Origin of the sequence: Shinella sp. BE166 (genome assembly GCF_051201095.1) — a bacterium.
GTDB lineage: Bacteria > Pseudomonadota > Alphaproteobacteria > Rhizobiales > Rhizobiaceae > Shinella > Shinella lacus.
Window position 1 is genome coordinate 25,078 of sequence record NZ_JBPEHL010000004.1, and the last position, 25,945, is coordinate 51,022.

General features: G+C 58.9%; 27 protein-coding genes. 9 read left to right on the plus strand and 18 right to left on the minus strand.

What is annotated here, in order from left to right; all coding sequences use genetic code 11:
* Window positions 1-8: 8 nt before the first annotated feature.
* From J2Y63_RS10715 to J2Y63_RS10725, 3 genes are read right to left on the minus strand one after another with little or no spacing between them, the layout of a single operon-like run.
* A complete protein-coding gene (locus J2Y63_RS10715) occupies window positions 9-227 on the minus strand; it encodes a hypothetical protein (RefSeq protein WP_306037779.1) in 219 nt (72 codons plus the stop codon).
* Window positions 217-1,023: an exodeoxyribonuclease III gene (gene xth / locus J2Y63_RS10720; protein WP_306037778.1), complete on the minus strand. Its 807-nt coding sequence runs from the start codon at window positions 1,021-1,023 to the stop codon at window positions 217-219. Before xth ends, J2Y63_RS10715 begins: the two co-directional genes overlap by 11 nt.
* Window positions 1,020-1,262, minus strand: a complete 243-nt coding sequence (locus J2Y63_RS10725; protein ID WP_435266085.1) for a hypothetical protein — start codon at window positions 1,260-1,262, stop codon at window positions 1,020-1,022. Before J2Y63_RS10725 ends, xth begins: the two co-directional genes overlap by 4 nt.
* A gap of 192 nt (window positions 1,263-1,454) precedes the next feature.
* Between J2Y63_RS10725 and J2Y63_RS10730 the strand changes: the two genes are divergently transcribed.
* Window positions 1,455-1,787 carry a hypothetical protein gene (locus tag J2Y63_RS10730; protein WP_306037776.1) on the plus strand — a complete coding sequence of 111 codons (333 nt, stop codon included), beginning with the start codon at window positions 1,455-1,457 and terminating at the stop codon, window positions 1,785-1,787.
* A 103-nt stretch (window positions 1,788-1,890) separates the two neighbouring features.
* Here the strand turns inward: J2Y63_RS10730 and J2Y63_RS10735 are convergent, their stop codons facing one another.
* From J2Y63_RS10735 to J2Y63_RS10745, 3 genes are all read right to left on the minus strand, one after another.
* Window positions 1,891-2,796: an NAD(P)/FAD-dependent oxidoreductase gene (locus J2Y63_RS10735; RefSeq protein ID WP_306037775.1), complete on the minus strand. Its 906-nt coding sequence runs from the start codon at window positions 2,794-2,796 to the stop codon at window positions 1,891-1,893.
* 60 nt (window positions 2,797-2,856) lie between these two features.
* Complete coding sequence (locus J2Y63_RS10740) at window positions 2,857-3,357, minus strand: ferritin-like domain-containing protein (protein ID WP_306037774.1); 501 nt, start codon at window positions 3,355-3,357, stop codon at window positions 2,857-2,859.
* 121 nt (window positions 3,358-3,478) lie between these two features.
* Window positions 3,479-4,120 carry an SOS response-associated peptidase gene (locus tag J2Y63_RS10745; RefSeq protein WP_306037773.1) on the minus strand — a complete coding sequence of 214 codons (642 nt, stop codon included), beginning with the start codon at window positions 4,118-4,120 and terminating at the stop codon, window positions 3,479-3,481.
* Between the two features lie 151 nt (window positions 4,121-4,271).
* Here J2Y63_RS10745 and J2Y63_RS10750 point away from each other — a divergent pair, with 151 nt between their 5' ends.
* Complete coding sequence (locus tag J2Y63_RS10750) at window positions 4,272-4,646, plus strand: response regulator transcription factor (protein ID WP_306037772.1); 375 nt, start codon at window positions 4,272-4,274, stop codon at window positions 4,644-4,646.
* Here J2Y63_RS10750 and J2Y63_RS10755 read toward each other — a convergent pair.
* The 5 genes from J2Y63_RS10755 to J2Y63_RS10775 form a co-directional block, all read right to left on the minus strand.
* Window positions 4,643-5,641: a sensor histidine kinase gene (locus tag J2Y63_RS10755; RefSeq protein WP_306037771.1), complete on the minus strand. Its 999-nt coding sequence runs from the start codon at window positions 5,639-5,641 to the stop codon at window positions 4,643-4,645. The genes J2Y63_RS10750 and J2Y63_RS10755 overlap by 4 nt on opposite strands.
* Before the next feature lie 176 nt (window positions 5,642-5,817).
* Complete coding sequence (locus tag J2Y63_RS10760) at window positions 5,818-6,027, minus strand: cold-shock protein (protein ID WP_306037770.1); 210 nt, start codon at window positions 6,025-6,027, stop codon at window positions 5,818-5,820.
* A gap of 203 nt (window positions 6,028-6,230) precedes the next feature.
* The gene (locus tag J2Y63_RS10765) at window positions 6,231-9,497 is read right to left on the minus strand and encodes an error-prone DNA polymerase (protein ID WP_306037769.1); all 3,267 of its coding nucleotides are present in this window, start codon (window positions 9,495-9,497) and stop codon (window positions 6,231-6,233) included.
* Window positions 9,494-11,011, minus strand: a complete 1,518-nt coding sequence (locus tag J2Y63_RS10770; protein ID WP_306037768.1) for a Y-family DNA polymerase — start codon at window positions 11,009-11,011, stop codon at window positions 9,494-9,496. The genes J2Y63_RS10765 and J2Y63_RS10770 overlap by 4 nt, the downstream gene beginning before the upstream one ends.
* Window positions 10,926-11,690 carry an ImuA family protein gene (locus J2Y63_RS10775; protein WP_306037767.1) on the minus strand — a complete coding sequence of 255 codons (765 nt, stop codon included), beginning with the start codon at window positions 11,688-11,690 and terminating at the stop codon, window positions 10,926-10,928. The genes J2Y63_RS10770 and J2Y63_RS10775 overlap by 86 nt, the downstream gene beginning before the upstream one ends.
* Window positions 11,691-12,245: 555 nt before the next feature.
* On the opposite strand from J2Y63_RS10775, the gene J2Y63_RS10780 reads away from it, so the two are divergent.
* The gene (locus tag J2Y63_RS10780) at window positions 12,246-12,401 is read left to right on the plus strand and encodes a hypothetical protein (protein WP_306037766.1); all 156 of its coding nucleotides are present in this window, start codon (window positions 12,246-12,248) and stop codon (window positions 12,399-12,401) included.
* Window positions 12,402-12,510: 109 nt separating this feature from the next.
* Here J2Y63_RS10780 and J2Y63_RS10785 read toward each other — a convergent pair whose 3' ends face one another.
* From J2Y63_RS10785 to J2Y63_RS10815, 7 genes are all read right to left on the minus strand, one after another.
* Window positions 12,511-13,275, minus strand: coding sequence for an alpha/beta hydrolase (locus J2Y63_RS10785; protein ID WP_306037765.1), 765 nt, complete (start codon window positions 13,273-13,275; stop codon window positions 12,511-12,513).
* Window positions 13,276-13,470: 195 nt separating this feature from the next.
* Window positions 13,471-13,920 carry a ferritin-like domain-containing protein gene (locus J2Y63_RS10790; protein ID WP_306037764.1) on the minus strand — a complete coding sequence of 150 codons (450 nt, stop codon included), beginning with the start codon at window positions 13,918-13,920 and terminating at the stop codon, window positions 13,471-13,473.
* 90 nt (window positions 13,921-14,010) lie between these two features.
* The gene (locus J2Y63_RS10795; protein WP_306037762.1) at window positions 14,011-14,487 is read right to left on the minus strand and encodes a DUF3833 family protein; all 477 of its coding nucleotides are present in this window, start codon (window positions 14,485-14,487) and stop codon (window positions 14,011-14,013) included.
* Between the two features lie 111 nt (window positions 14,488-14,598).
* Complete coding sequence (locus J2Y63_RS10800; RefSeq protein WP_306037761.1) at window positions 14,599-14,808, minus strand: DUF2945 domain-containing protein; 210 nt, start codon at window positions 14,806-14,808, stop codon at window positions 14,599-14,601.
* Between the two features lie 13 nt (window positions 14,809-14,821).
* Complete coding sequence (locus tag J2Y63_RS10805) at window positions 14,822-15,064, minus strand: DUF2934 domain-containing protein (protein ID WP_306037760.1); 243 nt, start codon at window positions 15,062-15,064, stop codon at window positions 14,822-14,824.
* Between the two features lie 47 nt (window positions 15,065-15,111).
* Window positions 15,112-15,681, minus strand: coding sequence for a type 1 glutamine amidotransferase domain-containing protein (locus tag J2Y63_RS10810; protein WP_306037759.1), 570 nt, complete (start codon window positions 15,679-15,681; stop codon window positions 15,112-15,114).
* Window positions 15,682-15,723: 42 nt separating this feature from the next.
* Window positions 15,724-16,887, minus strand: coding sequence for a zinc-dependent alcohol dehydrogenase (locus tag J2Y63_RS10815; protein WP_306037758.1), 1,164 nt, complete (start codon window positions 16,885-16,887; stop codon window positions 15,724-15,726).
* A 274-nt stretch (window positions 16,888-17,161) separates the two neighbouring features.
* Here J2Y63_RS10815 and J2Y63_RS10820 point away from each other — a divergent pair, with 274 nt between their 5' ends.
* From J2Y63_RS10820 to J2Y63_RS10845, 6 genes are all read left to right on the plus strand, one after another.
* On the plus strand, window positions 17,162-17,371 hold the full coding sequence (locus tag J2Y63_RS10820; RefSeq protein WP_306037757.1) for a hypothetical protein: 210 nt from the start codon (window positions 17,162-17,164) through the stop codon (window positions 17,369-17,371).
* Complete coding sequence (locus tag J2Y63_RS10825; protein WP_306037756.1) at window positions 17,364-17,558, plus strand: hypothetical protein; 195 nt, start codon at window positions 17,364-17,366, stop codon at window positions 17,556-17,558. The genes J2Y63_RS10820 and J2Y63_RS10825 overlap by 8 nt, the downstream gene beginning before the upstream one ends.
* 2,291 nt (window positions 17,559-19,849) lie before the next feature.
* Window positions 19,850-20,656, plus strand: coding sequence for a hypothetical protein (locus tag J2Y63_RS10830; RefSeq protein ID WP_306037755.1), 807 nt, complete (start codon window positions 19,850-19,852; stop codon window positions 20,654-20,656).
* 30 nt (window positions 20,657-20,686) lie between these two features.
* Entirely contained in the window at window positions 20,687-22,909 is a 2,223-nt protein-coding gene (locus J2Y63_RS10835; protein ID WP_435266086.1) for an integrase, read from the plus strand.
* 1 nt (window position 22,910) lies between these two features.
* Window positions 22,911-23,906: an ATP-binding protein gene (locus J2Y63_RS10840; protein WP_435266087.1), complete on the plus strand. Its 996-nt coding sequence runs from the start codon at window positions 22,911-22,913 to the stop codon at window positions 23,904-23,906.
* Window positions 23,903-25,768: a TniQ family protein gene (locus J2Y63_RS10845; protein ID WP_306037752.1), complete on the plus strand. Its 1,866-nt coding sequence runs from the start codon at window positions 23,903-23,905 to the stop codon at window positions 25,766-25,768. Before J2Y63_RS10840 ends, J2Y63_RS10845 begins: the two co-directional genes overlap by 4 nt.
* The last annotated feature ends 177 nt before the right edge of the window (window positions 25,769-25,945 follow it).

Consider the following 25,945-nt stretch of genomic DNA (forward strand, 5'->3'; position numbering starts at 1 on the left):
CCGGTCGTTCACGGCTCGGCGGAGGGCCAGTCGTTCGAAGGCTCTCCGATCTCGTCGGTATCGTCCTCGGCTGGGTCGGGATCGCGTTCGAGGGCCGCGCGCAGCCGATCGACCTCGCTTAGGATTTCCGCGAAAATGTCGGACTGCGTCCCTCCGGCGATAACCGCGTCGTCTACCGCCTTTTCGATCTCGAGCCGCAAGGCCGTGCGCCAGTCGTCACCGTCCATTTGCTTTCCTTCCTCGTTTCGGTTTGTCCGAGAGTTCGATCCACGTCGGCGCATGGTCGCTCGTGTGCTCCCACCCGCGAACTTCCCTCTCGACACCCGCTTTCGATAGCCTCGCCGCGACGTCGGGGCTGAGCAGAAAATGGTCGATCCTGAGGCCCGCGTTCCTGGCATAGGCGTTCCGGAAGTAATCCCAGAACGTGTAGATCGTCTCGTGCGGATGTAGCGTTCGTATGGCATCGGTCCAGCCCTGCTCGACCAGCTGTCGAAAGGCGTACCGAACTTCGATGCGAAAGAGTGCGTCGTTTATCCAACGTTCGGGCTTATAAACGTCCAGCTCCGTCGGCATGACATTGTAGTCACCTGCCAGGATAACGGGGACCTCAAGTTCGAGCAGTTCGGCGGCATAGGCGGCAAGCCTGCGAAACCACGCTAGCTTGTACTCGAATTTCGGCCCGGGGTACGGATTTCCGTTCGGAAGGTATAGGCAGCCGATGACCATTCCGTCGACGACCGCCTCGATGTAGCGACTGTGCGTGTCGTCCGGGTCGCCGGGGAGGCCCTTCCGGGTGAGCAACGGCTTCTTGCCCCGAGCGAGGATTGCCACACCGTTCCAACTCTTCTGCCCATGCCAGATAGCGCCATATCCGGCCGCCTCGATCTCCCGGGCGGGAAACCTCGTGTCGGGAGCCTTCAATTCCTGGAGGCATACGACATCGGGCTTAGCAAGCTCCAGCCACCTCAGCAGGACCTCTAAGCGGCCGTTGACGCCGTTGACGTTATAGGTTGCTATCTTCACGGTAAGCGCTTGCCGTTGCGTTTGTCGCCGACGGGAGTCCCACCTGCCAAGCGCGCCTCCTCCTCCAGCGTCGCCAACCTCGCGTTTGCTACGTCGATGATAGACGCCAGGAATTCCGCGCGCTGCCAGCCGATGAGATGGGCCTCCTCCTCGAGGAGTTGGACGGCATAGTCCACCGTCTGATCGAGTTCGACCTTCCGTTCGTTCGTACCGGTTTCCCTGGTGGGAGGGTCGATCATCGGCGGCTTCCGTTTAGGGTCAGATCGCGGCGGACAGGTTGGGTGCTCGCCTGGCGTTTCGTTGCCCACGGAGAGAAATCGGAAAAATCCCCGTGTTCACCATCTCCGTCGTGTCCGATTGACACGCCGCGATCTTGGTAAGAAACCTCCGCCTCGCTCGAAAGTTCCTTCTTCTATCGAGGAGGCGAGTGAATGAAGAAGAACGCATTTCCCGACACCCCGGACGGCCGCTATTTCGTTGTCAGAGGTCGTCTGTGGAGGAAGTCCAACCCTGGGCTTGACCGTGACAAGCGCGACGCTCTCGTGCTGGAACTCATGATGGCGCGCCGGGCGGTAAGAACGGCCGGGGCCGATCCAGTGGCGCGTGCCGACGCGCGACGGCGGGTCGATAAGGCGAAGATTGCTCTCGGTGAACGCGGACCGGTTTGGTGGCTGGACGGCGACCCGGACTACAACCGTCACCTCGTCAAAAATACTGCCTACGCAGAGTGGTATGCAGGCCTTGGCGATAGCGAACGCACTTGAGGAATAACCGGAACTTTGCGCCACGCACAGTTGCTATCCGGCTAGCTGTCGGTTGGGACACCGTGAAGAATCGCCCCACGACTTACGGTCATGTGAGCCTATTTCATGGACGGATCAAGGGCATGCTATCACAGAGATCGTTCCGTATCGAAGTCGCGGCGACGCCAGCCTGTCCCATGGCGTTACTGATCTGGTCGAGGCCGATTACCACGTCCCCGGCAGCGTAAAGCCCGACAACGGTGGTTCGTTGATGCGCGTCAACCGTGACACATCCCTCGTCTGACAATTCCGCACCGACCATTTCCGCGAGGTGCGAGCGCACATCTGAGCCAAGGGCGGGGTATACCGCCGCGAACGAAAAACGTTGGCCCCTTGCCGTTATTTCGATCGCACCACCGTCGGCAGAAACGAATTCGACAGGTCCCGTCCTCACGGCCACCCCCAACTCTTCCAACCGTGCCGCCTCCTCCGCGGATAACCCATGCTCGGCCACATCCGATACCAAAGTGAGGTTCTTGGTATAGCTACGAAGAAAGACAACTTCTTTGAAAGCCCGCGAGCCGGAGCCTATGACGGCAATCGGTTTATCCGTGATTTCGAACCCGTCACACACGGGACAGTATCGGACGAGACCCGCGGACACGGCCGTGTCGTGAAGCTCGGCCGAAATGGCAGGGCGTCTGTTCACGACTCCGGTCGCGAGCAGGACGGATCGCACGTCCAGTGGTTCATGGGACAGCACCCTGAAGCCATTGTTCGTGCGATGAAGTTCCGTCACCTTTTCCGCCCGGATGTCGACACCGTGTCTGAGGGCCTGCGTCCGCATCCTGTTCAAGAGATCGCGCCCGTTAATGCCGTCGGGAAATCCTGCGTGATTGTGGCTCATCGGAATCGACGCCGCGCGGCTGGTGTCGTCGTCGAACACGGCGACGGAGAGATGGTATCTCGCCAGATATATTGCGGCGGTCAGGCCCGCGGGTCCGCCACCGATAACAGCGCAGTCGTGCATCACCCGCTCCAAAGCCACAAAAAAGGCGGGGCGTTAGGTTTTGCCGCCCCGCGCGCACGATCAAGCAGCCTTGGTCTTGCCCTTGCGATTGACCTTGGCATCAGCGAGCTGGGTAAGGGCCTGGTCCGTTTTTTCTTCCTCTGCGAGGGTCTGCCCGAGAAGCTGCGCCACGTCTTCCTTGCCGAGTTCCAGCGCCCAGTTGCGCAGCGTACCGTAGCGGGCGATTTCGTAGTGTTCGACCGCCTGCGCGGCGGCGAGCAAGCCTGCATCCAGCGCCGGCGAATCCTTGAACTCCTCGAGGATTTCCTGGCCTTCCTCGATAATCCCGTCGATGGCGGCGCAGGTCTTACCGCGTGCCGGCTTTCCGAGAAGTTCAAACACCTGAACGAGGCGCTCGATCTGCCCTTCGGTTTCCTGGAGGTGAAGGTCGAAAGCGGACTTCAGGTCTTGGGACTGCGCGCCTCGGGTCATTTTCTTGAGAGCGGCGACGATCTTGCGTTCGGCGTAGTAAATATCCTTCACGCCGTCGATAAACAGGTCTTCAAGGGTCTTCGTAGCCATTGTCGTCTCCAAACTAAGGTGGGGGTCCGGCGGCAGGAATTTTTCCGCGGTGCTACTCAACCTCGAATGCGACCAATGGTTCCGCGGTCGGGAAACCGCGGTGGTTTGATAGGCCGTCGGCTCATAGTAGCAGCGGAGCGTCTGACACCTTCTTCTTGTTCCACAGCTCGCTTGTTCGATCGATTGTGATCAACTCCGGCGGAAAGGTCCTCTGCTGCAACGCGAGTGCCTCTTCGAAGCTCCCGTGGAGCCATTGCTCGTATTCGTGTTGCTGGAGAAGGACGGGCATCCGATTGTGGACAGGTTTGATCGCCTCGTTCGCGTCGGTCATCACGCCACTGTACACGGGCCCCCATTCATCGCTCCCCCGCCAAAGGCCTGCCCAGGCGAATATCGGATCATCCCTGTGCGAGAACCAGGTCCGGGTCATTTTTCCCTTCGCGCCCTCCGCCTCCGCAAATCCCGTTACGGGTATCAAACAGCGCCATTGCGGCTTCCGCGCCAATCCGACCCATACCCCCTTACTCAAATCGGCGACATTGTTGACCGGCTTCGGTTTGGCTTCGGGCTTCATGCCTTTGAAGCGCATGGGAAAGCCCCACACCATAGACCGCAATTCACGGACGCCCACGGTCTCGGTGACCACCAACCCCGGTGTACCAGGATAGACTTCCTCCGGGGCGTTTGTCTGCAATGCGCCGATACTACCGAAATGCGCGGCGACCTCGGCTGCGGAAACGCGGACCGTGTATAAGTTGCACATGACCAAATTCTCCATACCCAACCGCGTCGTGACTGCAGCTGACCAATCCGGGCAGCGCGCGCAACTGCATTCCATCCGACCTGAATCGAATTATATCCGGAACGTTCCCGTCTAGTTTCGTGTTGATTGCGACAGTAAACTGGAGAGACGGATGCGCAAGGTTCTCGTGGTCGAGGATGAGTTCCTGATCCGGCTGACCGTCATCGACGCGCTGGAAGAAGCGGGGTTTGAAGTTATTGTGGCTGCCACGGCGGACGATGCGCTCCAAATAATCGAAGACCACACGATCCACCTTCTCTTCACCGACATCCAGATGCCGGGCCGACTATCCGGAGTCGACCTCGCGAAGGTGGTTGCGGAGCGTTTTCCCGAAGCGGGAATACTTGTCGCCTCGGGCAGAATGAGGCCCGACGAACTGGCCCAGCTCGGCCGAGTTTCTGTCGAAACCATACGATTTTTCAACGGTGATCTCGCGGCTGAAGGCGATGTCTACGAAACCATAACCTCGTTGGCCATTCGAACCTAGCTGGACAGACGCTCACCGCTCACGAGAAGCCTGGCGATCAGACCGTCCTCGGCCCACTCGTATTCTATGTTGCCCGCGAGATGCCCCTCGATCGTCCGCCGAAGCATAGTGCTGCCGTAGCCATCGCCCTTGCTCGGAGCCTCGACCTTCGGGCCTCCGTGCTCTGTCCAGGTGATAGACACGTCGTCACCGCTCATGGTTCCCGATACGTCGAGCGTACCCTCCGGCACGGAGAACGCTCCGTATTTGAGAGAGTTTGTAGCGAGTTCGTGAATGACGAGCGCCAAGCCTGTGGCGGCTCTCTCCCCGACCCCGACCCTTGGAACGGCGATCCTGATCCGCCCAGCAAACGCGCCGTCGTCGTCATAGGGTGCAAGGAGTACGGAAAAAAGGTCGCCGAGCAAAGCAGCGTTACCTTGGCCTTGCGCTAGCGGTCTGACCAGGTCATGGGCACGCCCAAGCGCGGTCAGTCGACCAGTCAGCTGTCTGGCCATCTCTTCAACCGAAGCGGCCGACCGTGACGAGATCGTAGTTAGCCCTGAGGCAATCGCCAGCAGGTTTTTGACGCGATGGCTCATCTCACCTGCGAGAAGCTCGTGGCTTTCCTCTGCCTGCTTGCGGCCTGTGACATCCAAAAATATGCCCGTCATGCACCTATCGGTGATTCCCTCGTCGCTGCCCTGCCCCCTCGCGGATATCCATCTGACGTCATCGCCCACGAGGATGCGATAGTCGATTTCATAGCGACCCAACGTCGCCCGCGTCGAATAAAAGGCCGCTCTGACCCTGTCGCGATCCGCGGGGTGGATTTTTGCCGAGAGTATCTCGAAGGTCAACTGAACGTCATCGGGTACCGCCCAGAGTTCGTAACCCCGGCGATCCATCTCGAACGCATCCGTATCGACGTTCCATGACCATAGCGCCACCCCCGCTGCCTCGATCGCGCGCCGGAGATGCCCGATGTCCCATTCACTGTTGTCGGGCCTTCGGTTCACGTACGTGTCCAATCTCGTTAGATCGCCTTGCATCACCGGAAGCGACAAACGTCCTCCGGCCGCCGCAATATGTATCCAGTGCAGAAAAATGAAAAGGCCGGGCGAATGCCCGGCCTTTCAATCAACTAGCTTCCACAGTGCCAGTACATCCGTGGTCAAAGGAGAAGCAGTTTGTATTATGCAGCCTGAAGGTTGCAGGCCGACATCTTGCCGGACTTGTTGTCACGCTCCAGCTCGTAGCCGAGTTTCTGGCCCTCGACGATTTCGTGCATTCCGGCGCGTTCGACAGCGGAGATGTGAACGAACGCGTCAGCGCCGCCGTTGTCGGGCTGGATAAAGCCGAAGCCCTTGGTGGAATTGAACCATTTTACCGTGCCTGTGGTCATGACGAACCCTTTCAAAGCAATGTTAAGCGACCGCAGAACAAGAGTTCAGCGGATGGTGATAGCGATTGATTTTGAAAGGAAAAGTTTGTCAGGCGCGGTGCCAATCGCGCGGTAGCCAAAGTTCAGCAAGCAAAAGATCGATAAACCTGAGATAGGGTTTTCCACGAGAATGTCAACCGTTAGCTTTGGCAGGGCGATCGAGACTACTGGAAGTTTCGTGCCTTTACCTTCAGGGTATCGATGTGCAGATCGGGGATGAAGATGTCCCTCGCCTGTACTCCAGCCTTCGGCCGATCCCTGGAATCCGGCGATCCAGCCGATCCTGTCGCGAACTCATCGCCGCGCCCTTTTTGCAGTGGGAATGCCCCGTCACGTTCGCCAAGGCTACCGAGATCGCTGGAGAAGTCGAACAGCCGTTGGGCGACCAGGTGAACGACATCGCCCTCCCGCTGTATCTTTCCATTGACCCCCAGCATCGAGGCCGACAGGACTACTCGTCTCTGCCTCTCGAAGAGCGACGGCCAGATGACGACATTCACGACGCCCGTCTCGTCCTCGATCGTCGCGAACATGACACCCTTGGCGCTTCCCGGCTTCTGGCGAACCAGGACAATGCCCGCCGTCCAGAGCCACTTCCCGTCGTGATGTCCCGCAGCCTCCGCGCAGGTGACGATGTTCTTCCGCCTCAGGTCTTCCCGCAGGAAACTCATAGGATGGTCTCGTAGCGTCAATCCTGTATGCCCATAGTCCTCGACGACCTGTCTCCCCTCGACCATGGGAACCAGCGAGACCGATGGCTCGACCATCTCGGGAACCACCTCGGCTTCGCGTTCGGCGGCCGCCGCGAACAGGGGCAGCGGGTCGTCCCGCAGTGCCTTGAGCGCCCATAGGGCGTCGCGGCGCTCCAGCTTCAGGGACGGCCTGAAGGCATCCGCCTCGGCAAGCTGGACCAAGGCTTCCGTCGGCACGCCTGACCGCCTCCAAACGTCGTCGGCAGATACGAACGGCTCGTCGGCGCGGGCGACCACGATGCGGGCGGCATCACGCAGGGCCAGCCCCTTCACCATCCGCATCCCCAGTCTGACCGCATGGCGCGTCGTGCCGGGGATTGCTTCCAGTGTACAGTCCCATCGGCTGGCATTGAGACAGACCGGGCGCACCTCGACACCATGCACGCGAGCGTCGGCGACGATTTGCGCGGGAGCATAGAAACCCATTGGTTGCGAGTTCAGAAGCGCGGCGCAGAAGGCGTCGGGGTAATGACACTTCACGTAGCAGGAGGCGTAGGCGATGAGAGCGAAGGAAGCGGCGTGAGACTCGGGGAAACCGTAAGAGCCGAAGCCTTCCAACTGTGAAAACGTCTTCTCGGCGAACTCGGGCGAGTACCCATTGCGCACCATCCCTTCGACCAGTTTCGTCTTGAAGCGGCTCACGCCACCCGTGAATTTGAATGTCGCCATGCTCTTTCTGAGCTGGTCCGCCTCACCTGCGGTGAAGCCCGCGCAGACCATCGCGACTCGCATCGCGGACTCCTGAAAAAGCGGCACTCCGAGAGTTTTACCGAGTACCGCCTCCAGTTCGGGCGTCGGATACTCGACAGGCTCCCTGCCCTCGCGGCGGCGCAGGTAAGGATGAACCATGTCTCCCTGAATGGGCCCTGGTCGAACGATGGCCACCTGGATCACGAGGTCGTAGAATGTCCGTGGTTTCAGTCGAGGCAACATCGCCATCTGCGCGCGTGACTCCACTTGGAATGTGCCCAAGGTGTCCGCCTTGCGGATCATCGCGTACGTCGACCCGTCTTCCTGTTCGATGCCCGCGAGATCGAGCGGGTCGTTCTTGTGTTCCCTGATCAGCGCGAAGGCTTTGGACATGCAGGTCAGCATGCCGAGTGCCAGGATATCGACCTTCATCATCTTGAGCGCTTCGACGTCATCCTTGTCCCACTCGATAATCTGCCTGTGGTCCATCGCGGCCGGTTCTATCGGCACCAACTCGTCCAGTCGGTCGTTCGTCAGGACAAATCCACCCGGGTGCTGGCTCAGATGCCGCGGCGCGCCCATCAGCTGCTGCGCCAGTTCGATTGCCAGTCGAAGTCTTCGATCTCCCATGTTCAGGTTGTTGTCCTTGACCTCTTTCTCGGACACGCCCTCCTTGCTCCAGCCCCACACCCCTGATGACAACTGGCGGATCATGTCTTCCGGCAGGCCGAGCGCCTTTCCGACATCACGCAGCGCTCCCTTGGCACGATACCGCGTGACGGCGGAACACAAGGCGGCCTTGGTACGGCCATAGGTGTCGTAAATCCACTGGATGACCTCCTCTCTCCTTTCGTGTTCGAAATCGACGTCGATGTCTGGTGGCTCCGCCCTTTCCTGGCTGACGAAGCGTTCGAACAGGAGGTCATTGGTCTCGGGGTCGATGCTCGTTACACCGAGGACGTAGCAGACCGCGCTGTTTGCCGCCGACCCCCGCCCCTGGCACAGAATTCCCTTGGACCGCGCGAAACGGACGATGTTAAAGACCGTGAGAAAGTACGGGGCGTACCGCATTGTCTCGATGAGCTGAAGTTCGTGCCGGATGGTTTTCGCCACCGTCTTGGGGATACCTTCGGGATACCTCTCGGCCGCGCCTTCCCACGTGAACTTCTCCAGCGTCGCCTGGACGCCAAGCCCCGGTATGATAGCCTCCTCGGGATATTGGTACTCCAGTTCGCTCAGCGAAAACGTGCAGCGCCTCGCGATCTCAACGGTGCGCGCGAGTGCCTCTGGGTAGGCTTCGAACAGTCGGTGCATCTCCTTCGCGTGCTTGAGATATCTGTCGGCGTGTCGCTCGCGGTTGAAACCGATGTCGTCGATTGTCTTGTTGTGCCTGATGCACGTGACGATGTCCTGGAGCTGCCGACGGTCGGGCTCGTGGAAAAGTACGTCATTGGTCACGACGGTACGGACACGATGCCTGACGGCGAGGTTCGAGAGATTGTGAAGCCGAAGCTTGTCGTTCGGCCGCCGTCTCAGGCAAAGGCTGACATAGGCGCGATCCTTGAATACCTCCGACATCCTCCGCAGCTGTATCGCGCACGTGTCATCGGCTTCGTCCGGAACCAGGATGCCGACGAGGCCCTCGGCATAAAGAGCGACATCATTGAAATCCAAGATGCACCTGGCCTTGCCGCCGCGGGACTTTCCGAGCGACAGCAAGCGGCACAGGCGCGCGTAGGCCGCCCTATCCGTCGGGTAGACGAGGATCGCCATGCCATCGGTGAGATCGAGGCGACATCCGACAACCAACTTTACGCCCGTCGCTTTCGAAGCTTCCCAGGCACGCACGATCCCCGACAGCGAGTTCCTGTCCACGATCCCCAGAGCCTCGATGCCGAGTTCGGCCGCCTGAGCGAACAGTTCATCGGCAGAGCTGGCACCCCGCAGGAACGAGAAGTGCGTCGTCGTCTGGAGCTCCACATACCTCATCCGAAAATCCCGTGGAGAAACCAGCGATGTGATCCGGTTGCCGTATCGACACCGTCCCCCTGTCGGTAGACCCAGAACCTTTCCCCGTTCTCGTCTTCGACCACATAGTAGTCCCGGACGGCTTGGACCTCGGCATCCCGCAGCCACCACTCCCCGAACACGCGTTCCGGCCCGTCGCCGCGAACGATGCGGCGGCGCTTGCCGCGCCATGTCATCGTCCTCGGTGGGCTGTCGGGAAGGACGTTCATGACCTCGATTTCCTCCGGCCTCGCCAGCAATCTGCTAGGCCGCGGCCAGTTGGACTGCCAGTCGGCCCCCGTCTCTTCGGACATGGGCGCGACCCTTTTGAAGCTCCTTTCCGGCACATCGCTGGCCACGGGCGTGATCCTGTAGACGCGAAGCCCGCGGTTACCCAAAACATCGACAAGCGGGGTAACATCCAGCACCGTTTCCTCGATCAGGGACGAGGACTGCTGCCGCTCCTCGAGCGGCTCCGCCCAGACGGCGACGAGCGAAAGCCGTTCGATACCGAAACCGGGGTCGATCTTCTCGATCCTGTCGGTAAGCAGCCGGGTCAGGCGCGTGTCATCCCGAACCGGTTTGGCGAGGCCCGCCCGGATAGCCTGAATGGTATTGTCGACACGGTGGACGATGAGGTCGGCACGGCGAACCCCGAGACCGCGGGTCTCGAGGCCTGCGCAGAGTTCCTTCACCAGCCGACCGACGTATCTGGCGATTGTCTCGGCGGCCCCGATAGGTTCCGCGAACGGTCGGCTCACTTCTACGATCTCCGGTGAACGGATCGGATCGATGGGTTCGCCCGCCCTCCCGAACATCTGGTCCAGCCTGCGTCCAACCTGCGGTCCGAAACGCAACGTCAGCGGCGCTCTCGGCATCGCCGACAATTGTCCGACCGTTTCGATCCCCAGAACGCGCAGGCCGCTTACTGTCTCGGGCGCGAGCCGCAGACAGACGATGGGAAGCCCTAGAACCGCCTTTGCCGTCTCGGACACGGGAACAACCGTCCACTCGGGGGATGTTACCCTGGCGATCGCGTGCGCCGCGCCCCAGGTGTCCGCGATGGCCGCCCGCGCCGTCACGCCCACACCTCTGAGGCGGTTGACCATGCCGGAGAGCATCATCTCTTCCCCGCCTTGGAGATGGTCCGCGCCTTCGGTGTCCAGGACAATGCCATCGATACCGTCGATCGTCACGACCGGGCTGTATTGCCTGAGCATCCAGAGGGCCATCCTGTCGAGCGCGGCGTAATCGCCGTTCGGGTCGTGGTCGTACATGGCGAGGTCGGCCACGAGGGCCTGCGCCTTGCTCGCGGGCATGCCGACCCGGAGGCCTAGAGCGCGCGCGGCGTCGTCGGCTGCACAGACCGTCCGCTTCGAACCCGATCTGGCGATCACGACCATGGGCTTGTCAGGAGGCGGTGTGCCATCGGCCCCTGCCTTTCTGATCCTGTCCGTAGGCCATCGGGGAAAATATAGAGAGACGACCCTTGCCATCACATGCTCCAACGCAAAACTCGGCACACTCGCCCGCACGCGACCTCATCAGCTCCGCCAGCCATCTCGGCCTCCCGACGCCTGCGACCGGAAGGTCTTCCGACGGCAGCTGGCTTATTCTCCATCTCGTCACCGATGCGGTCGGCTGGCCGTAATCGTTGGCTTCCGTCTGCCGTCGCCATCGCCGCAGAGCCAGACCCATGGTCCCCGATTTCTCGGCGGCCAGCTGAAGCCGTCTGGAGATCATCATCGGCAGACGCACGATCTCGCCGACGACAGCTCCGAACCCGCCGAAGCTCAGCCCCTCTTCGAAGGAAGCGAGGACATCCTCCTCCCGGTCGGCTTCAACCCAGATGATGCGGTCCGGATGCAGGCCCGCCTGGGAAACCGCCGGTGCGAACAGGTCGGGCCTGCTCATGCACCACAGGATTTTACCCTTCGTCCGGGCCGCTATCCCGGCTACCATGAGCGCGGCCGCCGCCCCGTCGACCGTCCCTGCTCCGCCGCCCGCGAATTCGTGAAGTGCCCCGAAGGCCAGCCCGCCGCCCGGAAGCCTGGTGTCGATCTCGGCGATGCCGAACGGTAGCGACTCGGCCTTCCTTGCGGACACGCTTTCGATCTTGGAAATCCGTTCTCGAAGCTCTTCAATGACGGCTGAAGGCCGGGCAAATGTTCTCATTCACGGACCTCCACGGTTCGCGTTGGACAGGACTTCATATCCTGAAAAATGGTTGACGTTCTTCTTCTGTTCCCATCTAAAAGCAGAGTCAAGCCGGCTGAATCAAACGATACCAGGCAAACAGATGGCGATCTTCGTCGAAAGCCTAGATGAATCAGGACTCTAAGGAGAAGCGCTAAGTGACCGGCGTTATTGAAGATTTTTTCCGACGGCGAGATGCAACCTTGTCAAAAATGCCGAGAGAGCTCATTTTGCACCTCAATCTGCCGAGGCTGACTGACCATGACGCGCGCTACACCATCGGGAAAGGACTTGAAGGCCTATTCGGGATCGCTGGGCGAAGCTCTCGAAGCGGGCGGATGGAAGCCGCTCGGACGACGGATCAAGATAAAGTCGTCGCCAGTGACCCCGCCACTGCGCCGCTCGCCGCAAACGCACGACACCGGACCAAAGTAGACTGCAGTTTCCTCAGCGGCGGGCATATGCGTGCAGGCTAATCCAACGCTAAGGACGCTGAAGGGTGCGGTTATCGCGGTCGAATGCAAGTGTTGCCGCATGTACGGCGAGCTGGACCGGAAAGACGTCGTGAAGCGCTATCGTGCGAGCATCACCCTGTCACGCCTGCGCCGTTGCCTTGTCGGCGCTTGCGATAAAATGTGCGCCGAAGACGGCGACAAATGCCAGGCGCGGGTGATGGCTCTCGTCAAATAGGGCCATTACACCCCGCTTGACCTCGCGGCTCGCGTTTAGGTAATCGGCGGCCGGATGTCTTCTCAATGGCAACCTACTTTAGGCATCGGCCGCTCGGTATGCCCGTTGGTTAGCCGTCAAGCCGATTCTTCAGGAAGCTGGCCGCTTGCCGTGCCTGCTCGGACGATATCGTATGACCGACGTTCGGGAAGATTTTGAGCGTGACATCGTAGCCAGCGGATTTGAGCTGTCCGCTTGCCGCCACGGATGCCGTAGACGGTATCGTCCCGTCGGCTCCCCCATGTATCAGTAAGATTGAGGTGTCGGATGACGATGATGTCGGGGGTAACGGCATTAGGCCAGCGAAGCTTACGAGCGCGCCGACTTTCCACCGTCCCGAAGTGACGGCGTCGAGTGCCATGATCGCCCCCTGGGAAACGCCGACGAACGCGACGTTCTGCAAGTCGTTCCCAAAACCTTCGCGCTCGATGATGTCGGTGACCAACTCGTCGAACGCACGCCGCGCGGCCTGAATGCGATCCGGACGGAGGACCTGGTCATCGACAGTGAACCATTGCCGTCCGCCGGACCGATGGGCGAACGGGGCGTCGGGAGACACGAATTCCGTCTCACGCAACGTCGCTTTCCATGACTCGCCGATCGCAGCCATAACGGAGCCGCGCCCGCGTATACCGTGGAAGAATATCACCAGACGGCGGGCTTGCCGGGACTCCGACGCTGCACCATTGACGTCGGCATTACTTCCCTGAACACGGCGGCCAGCGGCAACATCAGTGCGTTCCGATGCCACGGCTTTCATGGGATGGGACAGCGATGTCATGGCCATCACAAGTGCGATGGCGGATTTTAGAAAATTCCGTGATCTCGACTTCAACTTGATATCCCTGAAAGACGCCGCAACTGGCGGCAGGTCTGTCATTCGCCTGGACACGCGAAGGGCGCTCGACCCGATCACGGGGAGCGCCCTTCGAACCCGGACAGCCACGAACGCGCGACGGCATCGTCACAGCAGGCGGCTATCGATCGGGGTGTGAGCCTAAGATGAGAGCTCGACTGCTCGATTTCAAGATCACAACGCTTTCGCCGTCGTCTCGAACCACTCGCGATGACGCTGCTCGTCGTGCAATGCCTTCAGGAAGAAGGCTTTCGACTGCGGGATAGCATCCTCGTGCCGGGAAGCCCGCTCGTAGGCCGTGACCGTGTCGTCCTCGTTGGTCTTCATCGCTTTCAGGATCGCCGAGTCACCGAACAGGTCCGCCAGCGCGATCTTGCCCGTGGTCAGCATCTGCTTCATGTCCCCCTCGGTCGGCGCGTCCGTGCCGATTTCGCGCGCCATATCGTTGAGAACCTGAATATGCTGGAGGTGGTCGTCACGGAAGGTGGCGACCTGCGCGCTGAGTTGTTTGTCGTCGAGACGCTCGATCACGGATTCGTACGCGGCGATGGCGTCGTGTTCGAGATAGATGAGGTTGGTGACAAGCTTATCGATGGTGTCTTCATTGCCGACCATGGTGACCATTGTGCTCTCCTCGTTTTTAGATGACGGCTCAACAACCGTGTCTCCATTGATATGTTCCAGTGCAGATAGGGTTCCGGCCGATGGATGCGGTCAAATCCGTTCGTAGAACGCGTGGATTGTGGCGAACTCGATGCCGAGCTTCGTCAACGACGCGTGAACGGTCATATGATTTTCGTCATGCGGGAAGAACCGGTCATTGAAGCCAAACTTCGTTTTCGAACCGTCGGCAGCAGGCACCTCACGATGATACTTCCACTGAAACGCGTTGCCGCTTTGCCTGCCGTTAGCGGTTCCGTCGATCAACGTCTCGCGCCCGTCGTAATTGCCGTCCCCGCGGTTGATGATGGTCCACGTGAGTACGTCCCGGTGGCCATCTTCGAAAGAGTATGTCTCCTTCAGGGACAGGGTATTGGCGGATGCCTCGTATCGGCCATGGGCCTCGATCGTGAAGCGGTTCTGGAAGCTGCCCATGCGGCTAAGCGTGATCCCCCACCCCCGCAGGGAACCGGAGAAGAAATTCTCCAGAACGAAGAGCGGGCGTTGTTCAGCGAAATCGTCAACGTTCACTGGAAGCCTCCATCGTTGAGATTGGATAACGAGCCGGCTTCAGATAGTGGGGCTTTTCGAGATAGACCCCGTCCACATCCGATGACCCTGCGCGCCGTGAACAACCACGAGCTATCTTTTGTCTAGGGCTTGCGGCCGATGTGCGGCCCGTCTGCCCGACTTGGAGCTCTCGACGATGATCTGGGGATCAGCCTTTGAGGCTTTTACCTTATGCCCCTTGATTTTGGTGTCCGAGGTCTGCTTTTTCACGACCTGACCTTCTGTCTTGCCCTGGCTTGTTTCCCAGGTGACCCGATCGCCTTTTTTCAGATTCGTGCTCACGTTCGCGTCCCTTTCAATCCGGGCTGACCGTCGATGGCGGCCTGATATCGGGTGCGCTCTGAGCGCTTTTGCCGCCCTTCTTGAACTCGTTGTCCGCTTTCTGATTCACCTTCGTGACGTCTTCGGACTGCTGTTCACTTAGTGCGCCCTGTTCCTCAGCGCGTCGCCAGTGCTCCTCATGAGCGCCTTCCGGTCGGCCCTCGTCTTCCCAGATTTTATAGGCGCGTTCGCGGCGCTGCTGTTCTCTGTCATCCATGGCTAAAACTCCTCCTTAAATGGACACCAACTCGCGCATCAGAACTCTCATGCGCTCCGTGCCTGCTCGGGATGCTTGCCTTCCCCGAACTCTTCGACGATCTTCGCGCAGAATGGCGGGAGATCATCGGGGTTACGGCTGGTAACCAGTCCCTGATCGCAGACGACTTCCTCGTCCACCCAACGGCCACCCGCGTTTTCGATATCCTTGCGGACGGTGGGATAGGACGTCACCGTCCGGCCCTGGAGAACATCGGCTTCCACCAGCAACCAGGGTCCATGACAGATGACGCCGACGGGCTTTGCCTGTTGGAAAAAGGCTTTCACGAGGGACACCGTATCCGCGTCGGCTCTGAGCTTGTCGGCACCAACGCAGCCGCCGGGAATAACCAGACCATCGAAGTCGCTGGCCGAGACTTCGCTCACCAGCCGATCGACCCTGTAGCTGCCACCGGGGTCGAGGTCGCTGTTGTTCGTGCGGGCTTCACCTTCCTGCAGTCCGATAACCGTTACCGACGCTCCGGCGGCTTCCACCGCCTCCTTGGGCTCTGTGAATTCCGGCTCTTCGGTGCCACGCGGTGCGATGAGGATCGCGATTTTCTTGCCTTCGAGGGTCATTCCATTCTCCTGCTTTCGGTCTGAAAATTGGCGGCTTCTTGATCAACCGTTTGGCCGGATCACGACTTTCACGCAGCCGTCCGACTTGTCCCGGAAGGTCTTGTAGGCTTCCGGGCCTTCTTCGAGGCCGATCCGGTGGGTGATGAGGAACGATGGATCGATCTTGCCCTCGACGATCAGCTTCATGAGCGGCTCCAGGTAGCGCTGGACATGCGTTTGCCCGGTCTTGAGGGTCAGTCCCTTGCCGACAAACGCGCCCAGCGGGGTCGGAACGGCTGGGCCGATGAACACCCCGGGTAGCGAAACCGTCCCGCCGGGACGGCATGCCATGATTGCCTGGCTAAGCGCATAGGGACGCTCGGTGGAGGTCAGCTTCGACTGCAGCGACTCCATGATACCGCCAGCACCATGGCTTTCCAGGCCGACCGCTTCGATGACGGCGTCTGGGCCCTTGCCGCCTGTCATCTCGAGGATACGCTGTTGCAGGTCCTCGTCGGCGTAATCAAGTGTCTCAGCGCCGGACTGCCGGGCGAGGTCGAGGCGTTCGGGAACGGTGTCGATCGCGATGACGCGTTCTGCTCCAAGGAGGAAGGCGGACTTGATCGCGAAAAGGCCAACGGGGCCGCAGCCGAAGACAGCTACCGTCTGTCCCCGCTGGATATCGCAGTTTTCCGCCGCCATGTAGCCTGTCGGGAAGATGTCGGAAAGGAAGAGGACCTGCTCGTCGCTGAGACCGTCCGGCACCTTAATCGGGCCGACATCGGCGTAAGGCACACGAAGATACTGCGCCTGACCACCAGGAAAGCGACCATAGAGTTCGGAGTAGCCGAACAAGCCCGCCGTTGGATATCCGATCTGCTTGGACTGTTCGGCCCCATTCGGATTAGACCGTTCGCATAAAGAATACTGACCCCATTGGCATTGGCGGCATTCGCCACAAGAGATCGTAAACGGTACCACGACACGGTCGCCGACCTTTAGTTTCGAGTTACCACGACCGACTTCAACGACCTCGCCCATCGTTTCGTGACCCATGACATCACCATGGTGCATTCCTGGGACGAAGCCACCGTAAAGGTGGAGGTCGGAACCGCAGATCGCACAGCTTGTCACTTTGATAATCGCGTCTCGGTCGTCTTGGATAACAGGGTCCGCGACTTCCTCGCAGCGAATGTCCCCACTGCCGTGCCAGGTCAAAGCCTTCATATTCGTCTCCTCGCCGTCTTTTGGTTGTCTAGGACGGGGCGCTGCGTCAGAGCCCTACGTTTTCGCACTCCTCACCTGCAAGGGCCGAGATCGAGTGCAGAGTCTGGAGGTGCGCGAAGGGTGTTTCGTACCCACTCAACCGTGGCGCACCTACAATGTTCCAGGGAAAGTTTTTGGCTGCGCTCGGTGCGCTATCGAGTGGAAGGCCAGCGTGGCGGGGAACATTGGCGAAACGGTTGGGTTAGGGGTGTAGGTCAAACATGGGAGCTTCGACATGGGTATGGATAAACCGCGCGATGGCGCGCCCGGAACGACGGATCAATCACCGAGGTGGGAGGGACCTGAAGAAACTCGGCCGCGAGGGTACCTCCCTGCGAAGGACGATCCGGACATCGAGACAGATGCAGTCGGTGAAACCAACAAGTCGCCTGAGCGAAATCGACCTTCGGATGCCTTCAAAACCAAGGACCACGGCGATGGGTAGGAAGGAGCCTGACACGGGCGCGTTTGCTCAGTCACAAGCGAACCCGAAGGCCGATGGCGTCGCTAGTGCCAAGCCGACCGCAGTAACTGGATCGGAAGATGCGACGGTCAACAGGACGCCACCTGGCAAGAAGCGGGAGAAGGACTGGGACGTCGGATTTGACGAGACGGCACCTGATCTTTCTTGACGAGAAGTCAGGCAAAGGACAGTTGCATGCAAGCTAAACTGGTTTGGCCTGATGTCTGACGGGCCTAACCCTTTCCACAGGAAACCGCAGCGCGGCGATCACGATCATGGGCGAAACCTGGGGAAATCTTCAGCGTGCACAGCTAGCGGCGTGAGAGGGCAGCGAATCGGGATAGAATGGATTAACGGAAGACCACGGGGCTACGAATCACCTCGTTATTCGGCATGAAAATATGAGTGCTTCTCCCTTTCTGGTGCGAGATAGACCCGCGAAACGGTTTAGAAAACGCCGATGAAAGATTTTTTTTCGGGGTTCTTAGAGGGGATTCTCCACTCCCCCATATCAAATCTCAGAGCGATCGATCGTGTCGGCAGCGGTTGGTCCAGAGAACCGATAGCCTCCGACAACTTCCAGGTCCCACTCGTTGACAGTTTCCAAGAGCGCTCGAAAATCGTTTACCGACCTACACGCAAGGAGAGAAGCGCCGATCAAGAGACGCGTAGTCGCTTTTTCCAGACGATTGAAATTTTGCGCCTCTTAGCCACAACCCCGGTGTCTTCGAATAAAAACGTAGTCGCATTGATAGACGGCACCATTCGGCGTCGGATTGGAACGAAGCTCTATCGAATAAAGAAGACTTCGCTCACGCGGAAAAATCTACCCATCTCGACGCCGGTAGAATGATGAACCCAAGCCGGCATTGAACGTTTTATCTGTCCATCTCTGAAATTGATGACTTCGGCAAAATCATCTTCGGCACTGCGCAAGAGGCTACGCGTATCGTGACGTCTTGATTTCGGAAGGGCGTCTCGACAACAGAAATCGAAGACAGCACCATGTAATCCGCTTGATGAAGCAGTCTGGACGAAAACGCAACTTTTCCGATAGTCTCTGGAAAGGTGCAGCCGATCTCCGAACGCTGCCCGAGAGGTGGGAGTAATGTGTTCGTCGGCACGAGACGGTCCCATCGAACCTCCTATCGCGGGCCGCTGAAGACACAACGAACTAAGCCGCCCGCCTCAATGGACATGCCTTAACATCAGTCCGATAGGATGTTCTCGCTCGGAAGGCGACGCTCTGAATATGCGGCCGACCTTCTTGCAAAACGCGAAAAAATTCAGCAGACCAAGCGTCATGGATATGGTGGTTCAGGAAAATCGCCGATCCAAAAGCGAACGGGCCACCCTTGCAGGGGCGGCCCGATAATCATAGGCAGGACCCGTTTCAAACGTCCGCCAACACCGCACCACCCATCCCGGCCTGTTAGCCGGGGTGCTCCAACGCGCGACGCAAACGGAATTTGCGTCGAACCAGAACGACCGAACTTGGAGGTAGAAGTACCGACCCAGGTCCGCCCACGTGCGCGACGCTCCGTATATAGTCCGTCGTGCCGGCAAAGGCAACTGGAAAACCGGCATGTTGAGGCGTACTCGACTGTGCGTGCACAGCGACCGTGCCCCCATCATACGACCAGTTGTCTCCGCAATCATGCCCGAAGCCGCGGTCATGGCGACTGCCGCCCTCTGACGCATTCAATCTACGGAGCCAATCATGCCGACGGACACCACAATCATTCCTTCTGACGAATTCTGGGGCGAACTTACGTTCGACGAAATGGCCGAACAATTCCCCGACGATCCTTATCTGTGCACCCTCCATCTTCGAACAGGAGCGGCACGGTCCGCTCGATAGCGGCCACAGGCGGCGAGTTTTGCGACAGCTCAAGCTCGCCACTTGGTTCATTAACCGCTTATTTAGGGAAACGTGACTACCGTTGCAGGAGTGACATCCAGCCACGGGTCGCGGTGCGACAGGAAGGCAGCAAGATGAGCATAGCCTACCGCATATGAAGCGATAGCGCCTGACCACCGCACCCATGGGGTCAGCGGCGGAAACTCATCGACTGCCGGGTATGGAGATCGACAATGCGTCACTACACCTCCCCTATTCCAAATTCGCTATACAATCTGGGCGCGATCTTTCTCGTGCATCGAGAGCGGGTGCGAATACCATGCCAGAGCTAATCCACCTAGCCGGATTAAGCAATCCGGCTAGGCGCTAGCATAAGGTAAAGGCGGTTTCACCACCGCGGGCCCTGGCTCGTTCGAGCCACATTGCTCCATCACGACCATAGTTTGCCAATGGCCGCCTCGGCTACGCGGACCCGTGTTCGGTGGCGCGTACCCGCGGTTGGCGTCCGAGCAGTCAACCTGAAAAATCCTCGCATAGACGTCGATCGTGGCTCGAATGCCCGATGGCGGAGCTATGCGCCAAACCGAAGGTCTTTAAACATGCGACATACCCACAAAATCTCGAAATACATCAAGATGAAACGGGTGGGCCTCGGCTCACTGGCCTTTCCCTCTTCCCTATCGAACGACGGCGCATGTTCGTCGGGCACCGGTTCCAACGAGAGTTATGAACGTACTCCCTTCGTCGAGCCGAGCCCGGCTCGGGCTACACGGAAACCGGCACTCAAACAGGCTAAAACCAATCGCGGTCATTCTGTCTTCGGCAACATCGTCGTGTACCACGAAAGCGGCCTAGAGCAGCGCGTGAGCTCGCTCCTGCGCACATATAGGAACATCAAAACGCTGATGTCCCAGTACCCGCGGGTGGAATACTTCGACGATGAGGGCATCCGTCACCAGCACACCTTCGACTATTTCGTGGAACTGACCGACGGGACACGTATCGGCGTCGCGGTAAAGCCTTCGCGGAAACGGGACGAAATGAAGGACCTTCTGAAACGTATCCGCGACAACGGGATCACGGGTGTGGGGACTGGCGGCCGTCGCACGACCGCCGTTGTCGACGCGATCATTCTCGTCACCGAACACGAAGCGACCTACGACCTGTTCGAAAACACCTACTTCATCCTGATGTCTCGCTCCCACCACGACGACGCGGAGGTGAGGCAGCTTCGGAACGTCTTGGAGAAGATGCCGGGTCAGGTCCGGTTCGGTCACCTTCTACTTGATTGCTCATCGCGCCGGACGCGGCGCACCGCGATTTGGCGGTTGATCGATCTGGGGTTCCTCCAGCCCGTCAATCTTGGACGCATCGACGAACTCTCCTGGCTCCGAGCCGCACAGTAACTCGAAGAGCGGAACCTGAAAGGACCCACCATGAACATGATTTTTCGACCTGTACCCGCCAAACAGTTCTTCAACAGTCTGGTCGGTATGTCTCCCGAAGACCGCTATCACTCGCTCGAAACGGAAGAAAACTACATCCCGATCTCGCGTGACGAGGTCGGCTACCTGCTGAAATCGGAAACCAACCCGGAACGGGTCATCTTTCTGGCCCATGCCGAAATCTACGCGGCTCTCGACGGTAAGAAGGCCACCATCAACTACGGGTACAATAGCCCCGCGCAGCAGATCATCCGCAACGTCATCGGGGACAAGACCTGGGACGAAATTACGCCGGCATCCCAGGCCATCGCTCTATACCGCGAGCAGATGATCCAACTGTACGACGCCGAGTGCGAAGCGCTCGGTAAAGCTATCCCGTTGTCCGAGCCTAAACTCGCAGCCAAACTGACGGCTTACACGGCGAGCATCAACTCGAAGCTAATCCTCGAGGCCGCTCAGGACGGCAGAGCGGACAAGGTCACCCAGGTCGCGATCTTCAAACGTCCCTCGGCGAAAACGTTCGCGCGCTGGCACGACCGATACCATTCGTGCGGCATGGATGTTATGGCACTGCTACCGCGGCACCACGGCCCCGGGTCCAAGCTTCTCTCGTTCCATCCGCGATCAATCGCATTTGCCCGCCAAGAGGCTTGCGCCTACCTTTCGCGCAGCCGACCGACGAAGGCACATATTTATCGGCAATATCTAGCGGCACTCGCCAAGCGTAATCGTACGGAGCTACCTCACCTTCATCTCCAGAAGGTATCGCGCAGGAAATTCGAGACGATGATCTCTAATTTCGACGCGTTCCACGTCGCCGCCGCCCGCCGCGGCGAGAAGTACGCCGTACAGAAGTTCATGGCAATCAAACGCAGTTTCAAAATCGTCGCGCCTGGTCAGCGTGTCGAGATGGACTTCGTGAACGTCGATCTGATGTCACTGGTCGTGGAAACGGGCATTTGGGAGATTCTCCCTCCGGAGATTCAGGAGAGAATTCCACGCGTCCGAATTTACTTCGGGGCAGCCATCGATGTCGCGACAAGGTACATTCTAGCATTCAAGGCGAGCCTGACGCCGTCCGGCGCAGCCGCCGTCGCAACACTTCGAATGGTGATGAGCGACAAGCGGCACCTGTCTTCATACGTGGGGGCACAGACCCCCTGGATTGGTAAACTCAGGCCGAAGTTTATCACGCATGACAACGGGACCGAATTCACGGCGAAACGCACGCAACGGGTCCTGACGCTGGCGCGGATGGAAGCGAACCGGCCGCCCGCTGGCCAGCCCACTTTCCGCCCGTTTATTGAACGGCTCTTCCACACGATCGGGCTGCTTGTTGCGCCGTACTTTGACGGCCGGACATTCCACAATGTCGTTGAGAAAGGCAATTACGATCCACAGGCGCATGCATCGCTGGTCGTCGATGAGCTGATCAAGGTTTTCATCTTCGCCATTTGCGACATCTATCACAACAAGCCGCACGAGGGATTGGGCGGCAACACACCCCACAATGCGTGGGTCGATGCATGCAAGGAGTATGACATCGACTATCCACCCGGCCCGCAGGAGATGCTCCATATCTTCGGCCATCTCACAAAGCGCACCGTTGGGCCATCCGGTGTGATCGTAATGGGGATCACATACGACCATCCGGAACTGCAGGCTACGCGAAGAAAACACGGTGAAGTCGAGGTTCCCGTGAAATTCGACGAGGAATGCGCCGCGCAGGTTTCGTTCAAGACCGATAAGGGCTGGTTTGTTGCGCGGAACACGGTCGGGCTGGATGACGATGTTAGCTTCGCCGAGTGGGTCATTGCCCGCAAGGAACTGCGTGACCATTACTCGACCGCAAACGCGACGGGTCTGACTATCATGTACGACGCGATCAATCGGCTTCGAGAGACCGGAGAAGCCGCCACAATTCGCGCCAACCTTTCACCTCGAATTCCGACGAGCGCTGATTTCCTCAAATGGGAGAAGGAAATGTTCGCCGGATGGGCCGTCACGCCGGACATCACCACCCCTACCCTTCATGGACTTGACACGTTCGCGGACCCACTCGCCCTCGCTGCGGCGACACGTGGCGATCTATTCGGGAAGGATCGAATGGAGCAACCCTCAGCAGAGCCGACGCAGGAGGACGACGACGAGGAATTCTTCGCAGAGACGGATGCCCACGCATCCAACTTCAACCACTTCGACGAGGACTACTGATATGGCCAGGACTTCTAACGAACTGCGTGACCTACGTATCCTCGAGGATACGAGGTACGTGTCATTCAAAAGATGCGATCATCTCCGCACACGCGTCGACGAGCTCTGGGAACATGCCCAGGTGTGCCTAGCAGGGGGTGGTAGCCGCAGACGTATCCTCGCTATCATCGGTGAATCCGGCACCGGTAAAACCACATCCCTCAAGTACGTACTCGGGGATTTCCCCGAGATGAAACAGTATAGAGACGCCTCCGGTCGCCTGATCATCCCGATGATTTCGATCGAGGTACCCCGACCCTGCACGACCAAGGACATCGCGATCCGCATCCTTCAGGAATTGGGCGTTGAAGCTAGCCATTCCGCGAATGAGTATGACCTGTGGCAAGCCGTCAAAGCCCAGCTACGGGAATGCGGAACGATCTTGGTCCATCTTGATGAATCGCAACATCTGCTCGCCGCCGATACGGCGGCGGCGGTCCGAAAACTACAGGACCGGTTTAAAAGCCTCCTCTCAATTGAGGACTGGCCTCTGCACCTGATCCTGAGCGGCGTGATTGACCTTGCCACCCTGTTTACGGGGGACCAGCAGCTGGCAAATCGATCAACCGTAATGCGTTTCGAGAACCTTCTATTCCCGGGAGACAAAGCCATCGTGGTGAACGTTCTACAAGACATCGCTAGCGATCACTGCGGTCTGACGCTATCGCCGGCTCTACTTACGGACGATTTCCTCGGGCGCGTTGTCAAAGCAGCCGGCGGAGGCATCGGGACATTGATCGAATTCATCCGAGCGGCTTGCTACAAGGCTCTTTCCAAAGGTCACAAGGCACTCGGCCCCAAAGACTTCGCATTCGCCTATTCCAGGTTCTCAGGAAGCAGAGAACTCGACAACATCATCACCGCCAAAACGTGGCAGGATATCGACCGCGCGAAAGCCCTTGCCGATCTCCTTCGCCCCGAGCGCCGAAATCGCCGACCAGGGAAGGACGCGGCATGAGGCTTCGCAACCCTGTCGAATTTCGCAATGGTGAGGCTCGTTTGAGCCTCACTTCCCGTCTCGCCGCGGCCAACGGTTTCAAGTCGATGCACAATTTCGTCACCATCACCGGGACCTCCATTCGTTCGATCCACTTCGGCGAACCTGATGCAATCGCGATGCTTTCAGGTTGGTCCGGGTTCGATCCTGAAGTTCTCTCGGCGCACCGGCTGAAAACCGTCCAGCAGGGTGCGACGTGGAAACTAGGCGAGGCCATGATGAGCCGGGATATGCTTCCAGGCTACCGTCACAGGTACTGCCCCAAATGCGTAGCGTGCGACCTGACTGAACGCGAAAACGACTCACATCTCGGGGCTTACGTGCGCGTAACCTGGACCACCAGGGCGATCCGACACTGCCCACAGCATGGTTGTTCGATCGTCGAGGAGAGATGCGAACCTCACGAATTGGGGGACTTCGCGAGGTTCGTGTCGGCTCATAGGGATCGTATTATGGCCCAGTCGGCTGCTGCGAAACCAGCGCGCGCCTTCGAATTGGATAGATACATCGAAGGCAGGATCAGGGGACACACGGCCAACGCATACCTTGACGGTCTGGAGACTTTTGTCGCCTTCGACCTGTGTAAGTACCTTGGAAACTTCCACAGAGCGAACTTCGATAGCGGAAGGCCCCCGGGACCGCGCCCGGGCGAGACAGAAGAGGGCTTTGTGATCGCATCGTCCGGTCCGGCGCGCATTGAAGCGGTGGTGGCCGAGGCGATTGATCGCGTAAAACCTCAAGCGTCGGAGGCGAAGAGCGTCTTTGGGAAACTGCGTGTCTGGTTGTTGCGCAACTATCAAAGAACGGAATACTCGTCGGTCGTCGAGCTGTTCCAGGATATTGCAGAAAGGCATATGCCTCTGGGCCCTGAAGACGTCTTCGTTCTGCCGACAAGGAAACGGCATCTTCACTCGCTTCGATCCGCAAGCATCGAATACAACCTTATGGAGGAACGGGTCTATCAGTTGTTGCTGCGAGCGGGACTGGTTCAAAAGTCCGATCTACCGAGTAGCCGAATCTACTTCGACGCGGAGAAGGGAAACCGCGTTCTTGCAGAGGCCGCTGAGACACTTAACACGTCGGACATCGCGAGGCATTTGGGCATCGATATCGACGTTGCCAGGACAATCCTTGACGCTGGTCTCATCCCTCGCGTCGAGAACGTCGGACGCTCAAGGGTCTATTCCCGCGTCCGCCTCGAGGACTACAATGCCTTTTATGCGAAGCTGGATATTCGTATACTGGACACGGGACAATCCACCGAGCTCGTGGACACACCAGCGGCGTGCATGCGCGCACGGTGCCGAAACCCCGAAATCTTCGAACTCGCCGTGCAGGGGCAAATCAAGCTCTACCGATCCAGGGATAGCGACGGAGCTTTGTTGGGCCTTAAAGTCGACCCTGCGGAACTTCGCGAAGCGATTGTCGAGAAGCGCCGGCGGATTGCGGCCGCGCGTCGACGCGACGACAATTCTTCGCTGTTCGCCGGCGACAATCTCATCGACGGCGAAGACATCACGCGCAGGCTAAAGGCATCCGGCTGCACCGGACATGAGTTGCTGAAACTCGGATTTCTAGAGCAGGTGGACGCCGTTTGCCCCACAACGTGGCGCAAGAAAAAGTACACGACACGAAAATCGTTGGCCACGTTCATGAAACACCACGTTTCGTTGTCGGGACTTGCCAACGAGTGCGGAACTCCTCCTCGGCTTCTGCGACATAAACTTTACGACCTTGGCATCCGCCCAATTTTTGAACAGTCAGAGGTTGGAAGCCGAACCGCTGAGTTCTACCGCCGAGCCGACATCCGAAAATACCTATAAGCCTGAAAATTCATCGAGTGATCGAAAGGGTTCGCAATAGCGGACCCTTTTTTTGTTGCTTTGCGCCAGAACCGTTGCTGAAATAGGACAAACCTATTGGAGCGGATCGACCAAACCTTCTAGAGGGTGCTCGAAATAACCCTTAAAAATCAATGGCTGAAACTCTCTCAGCGACAA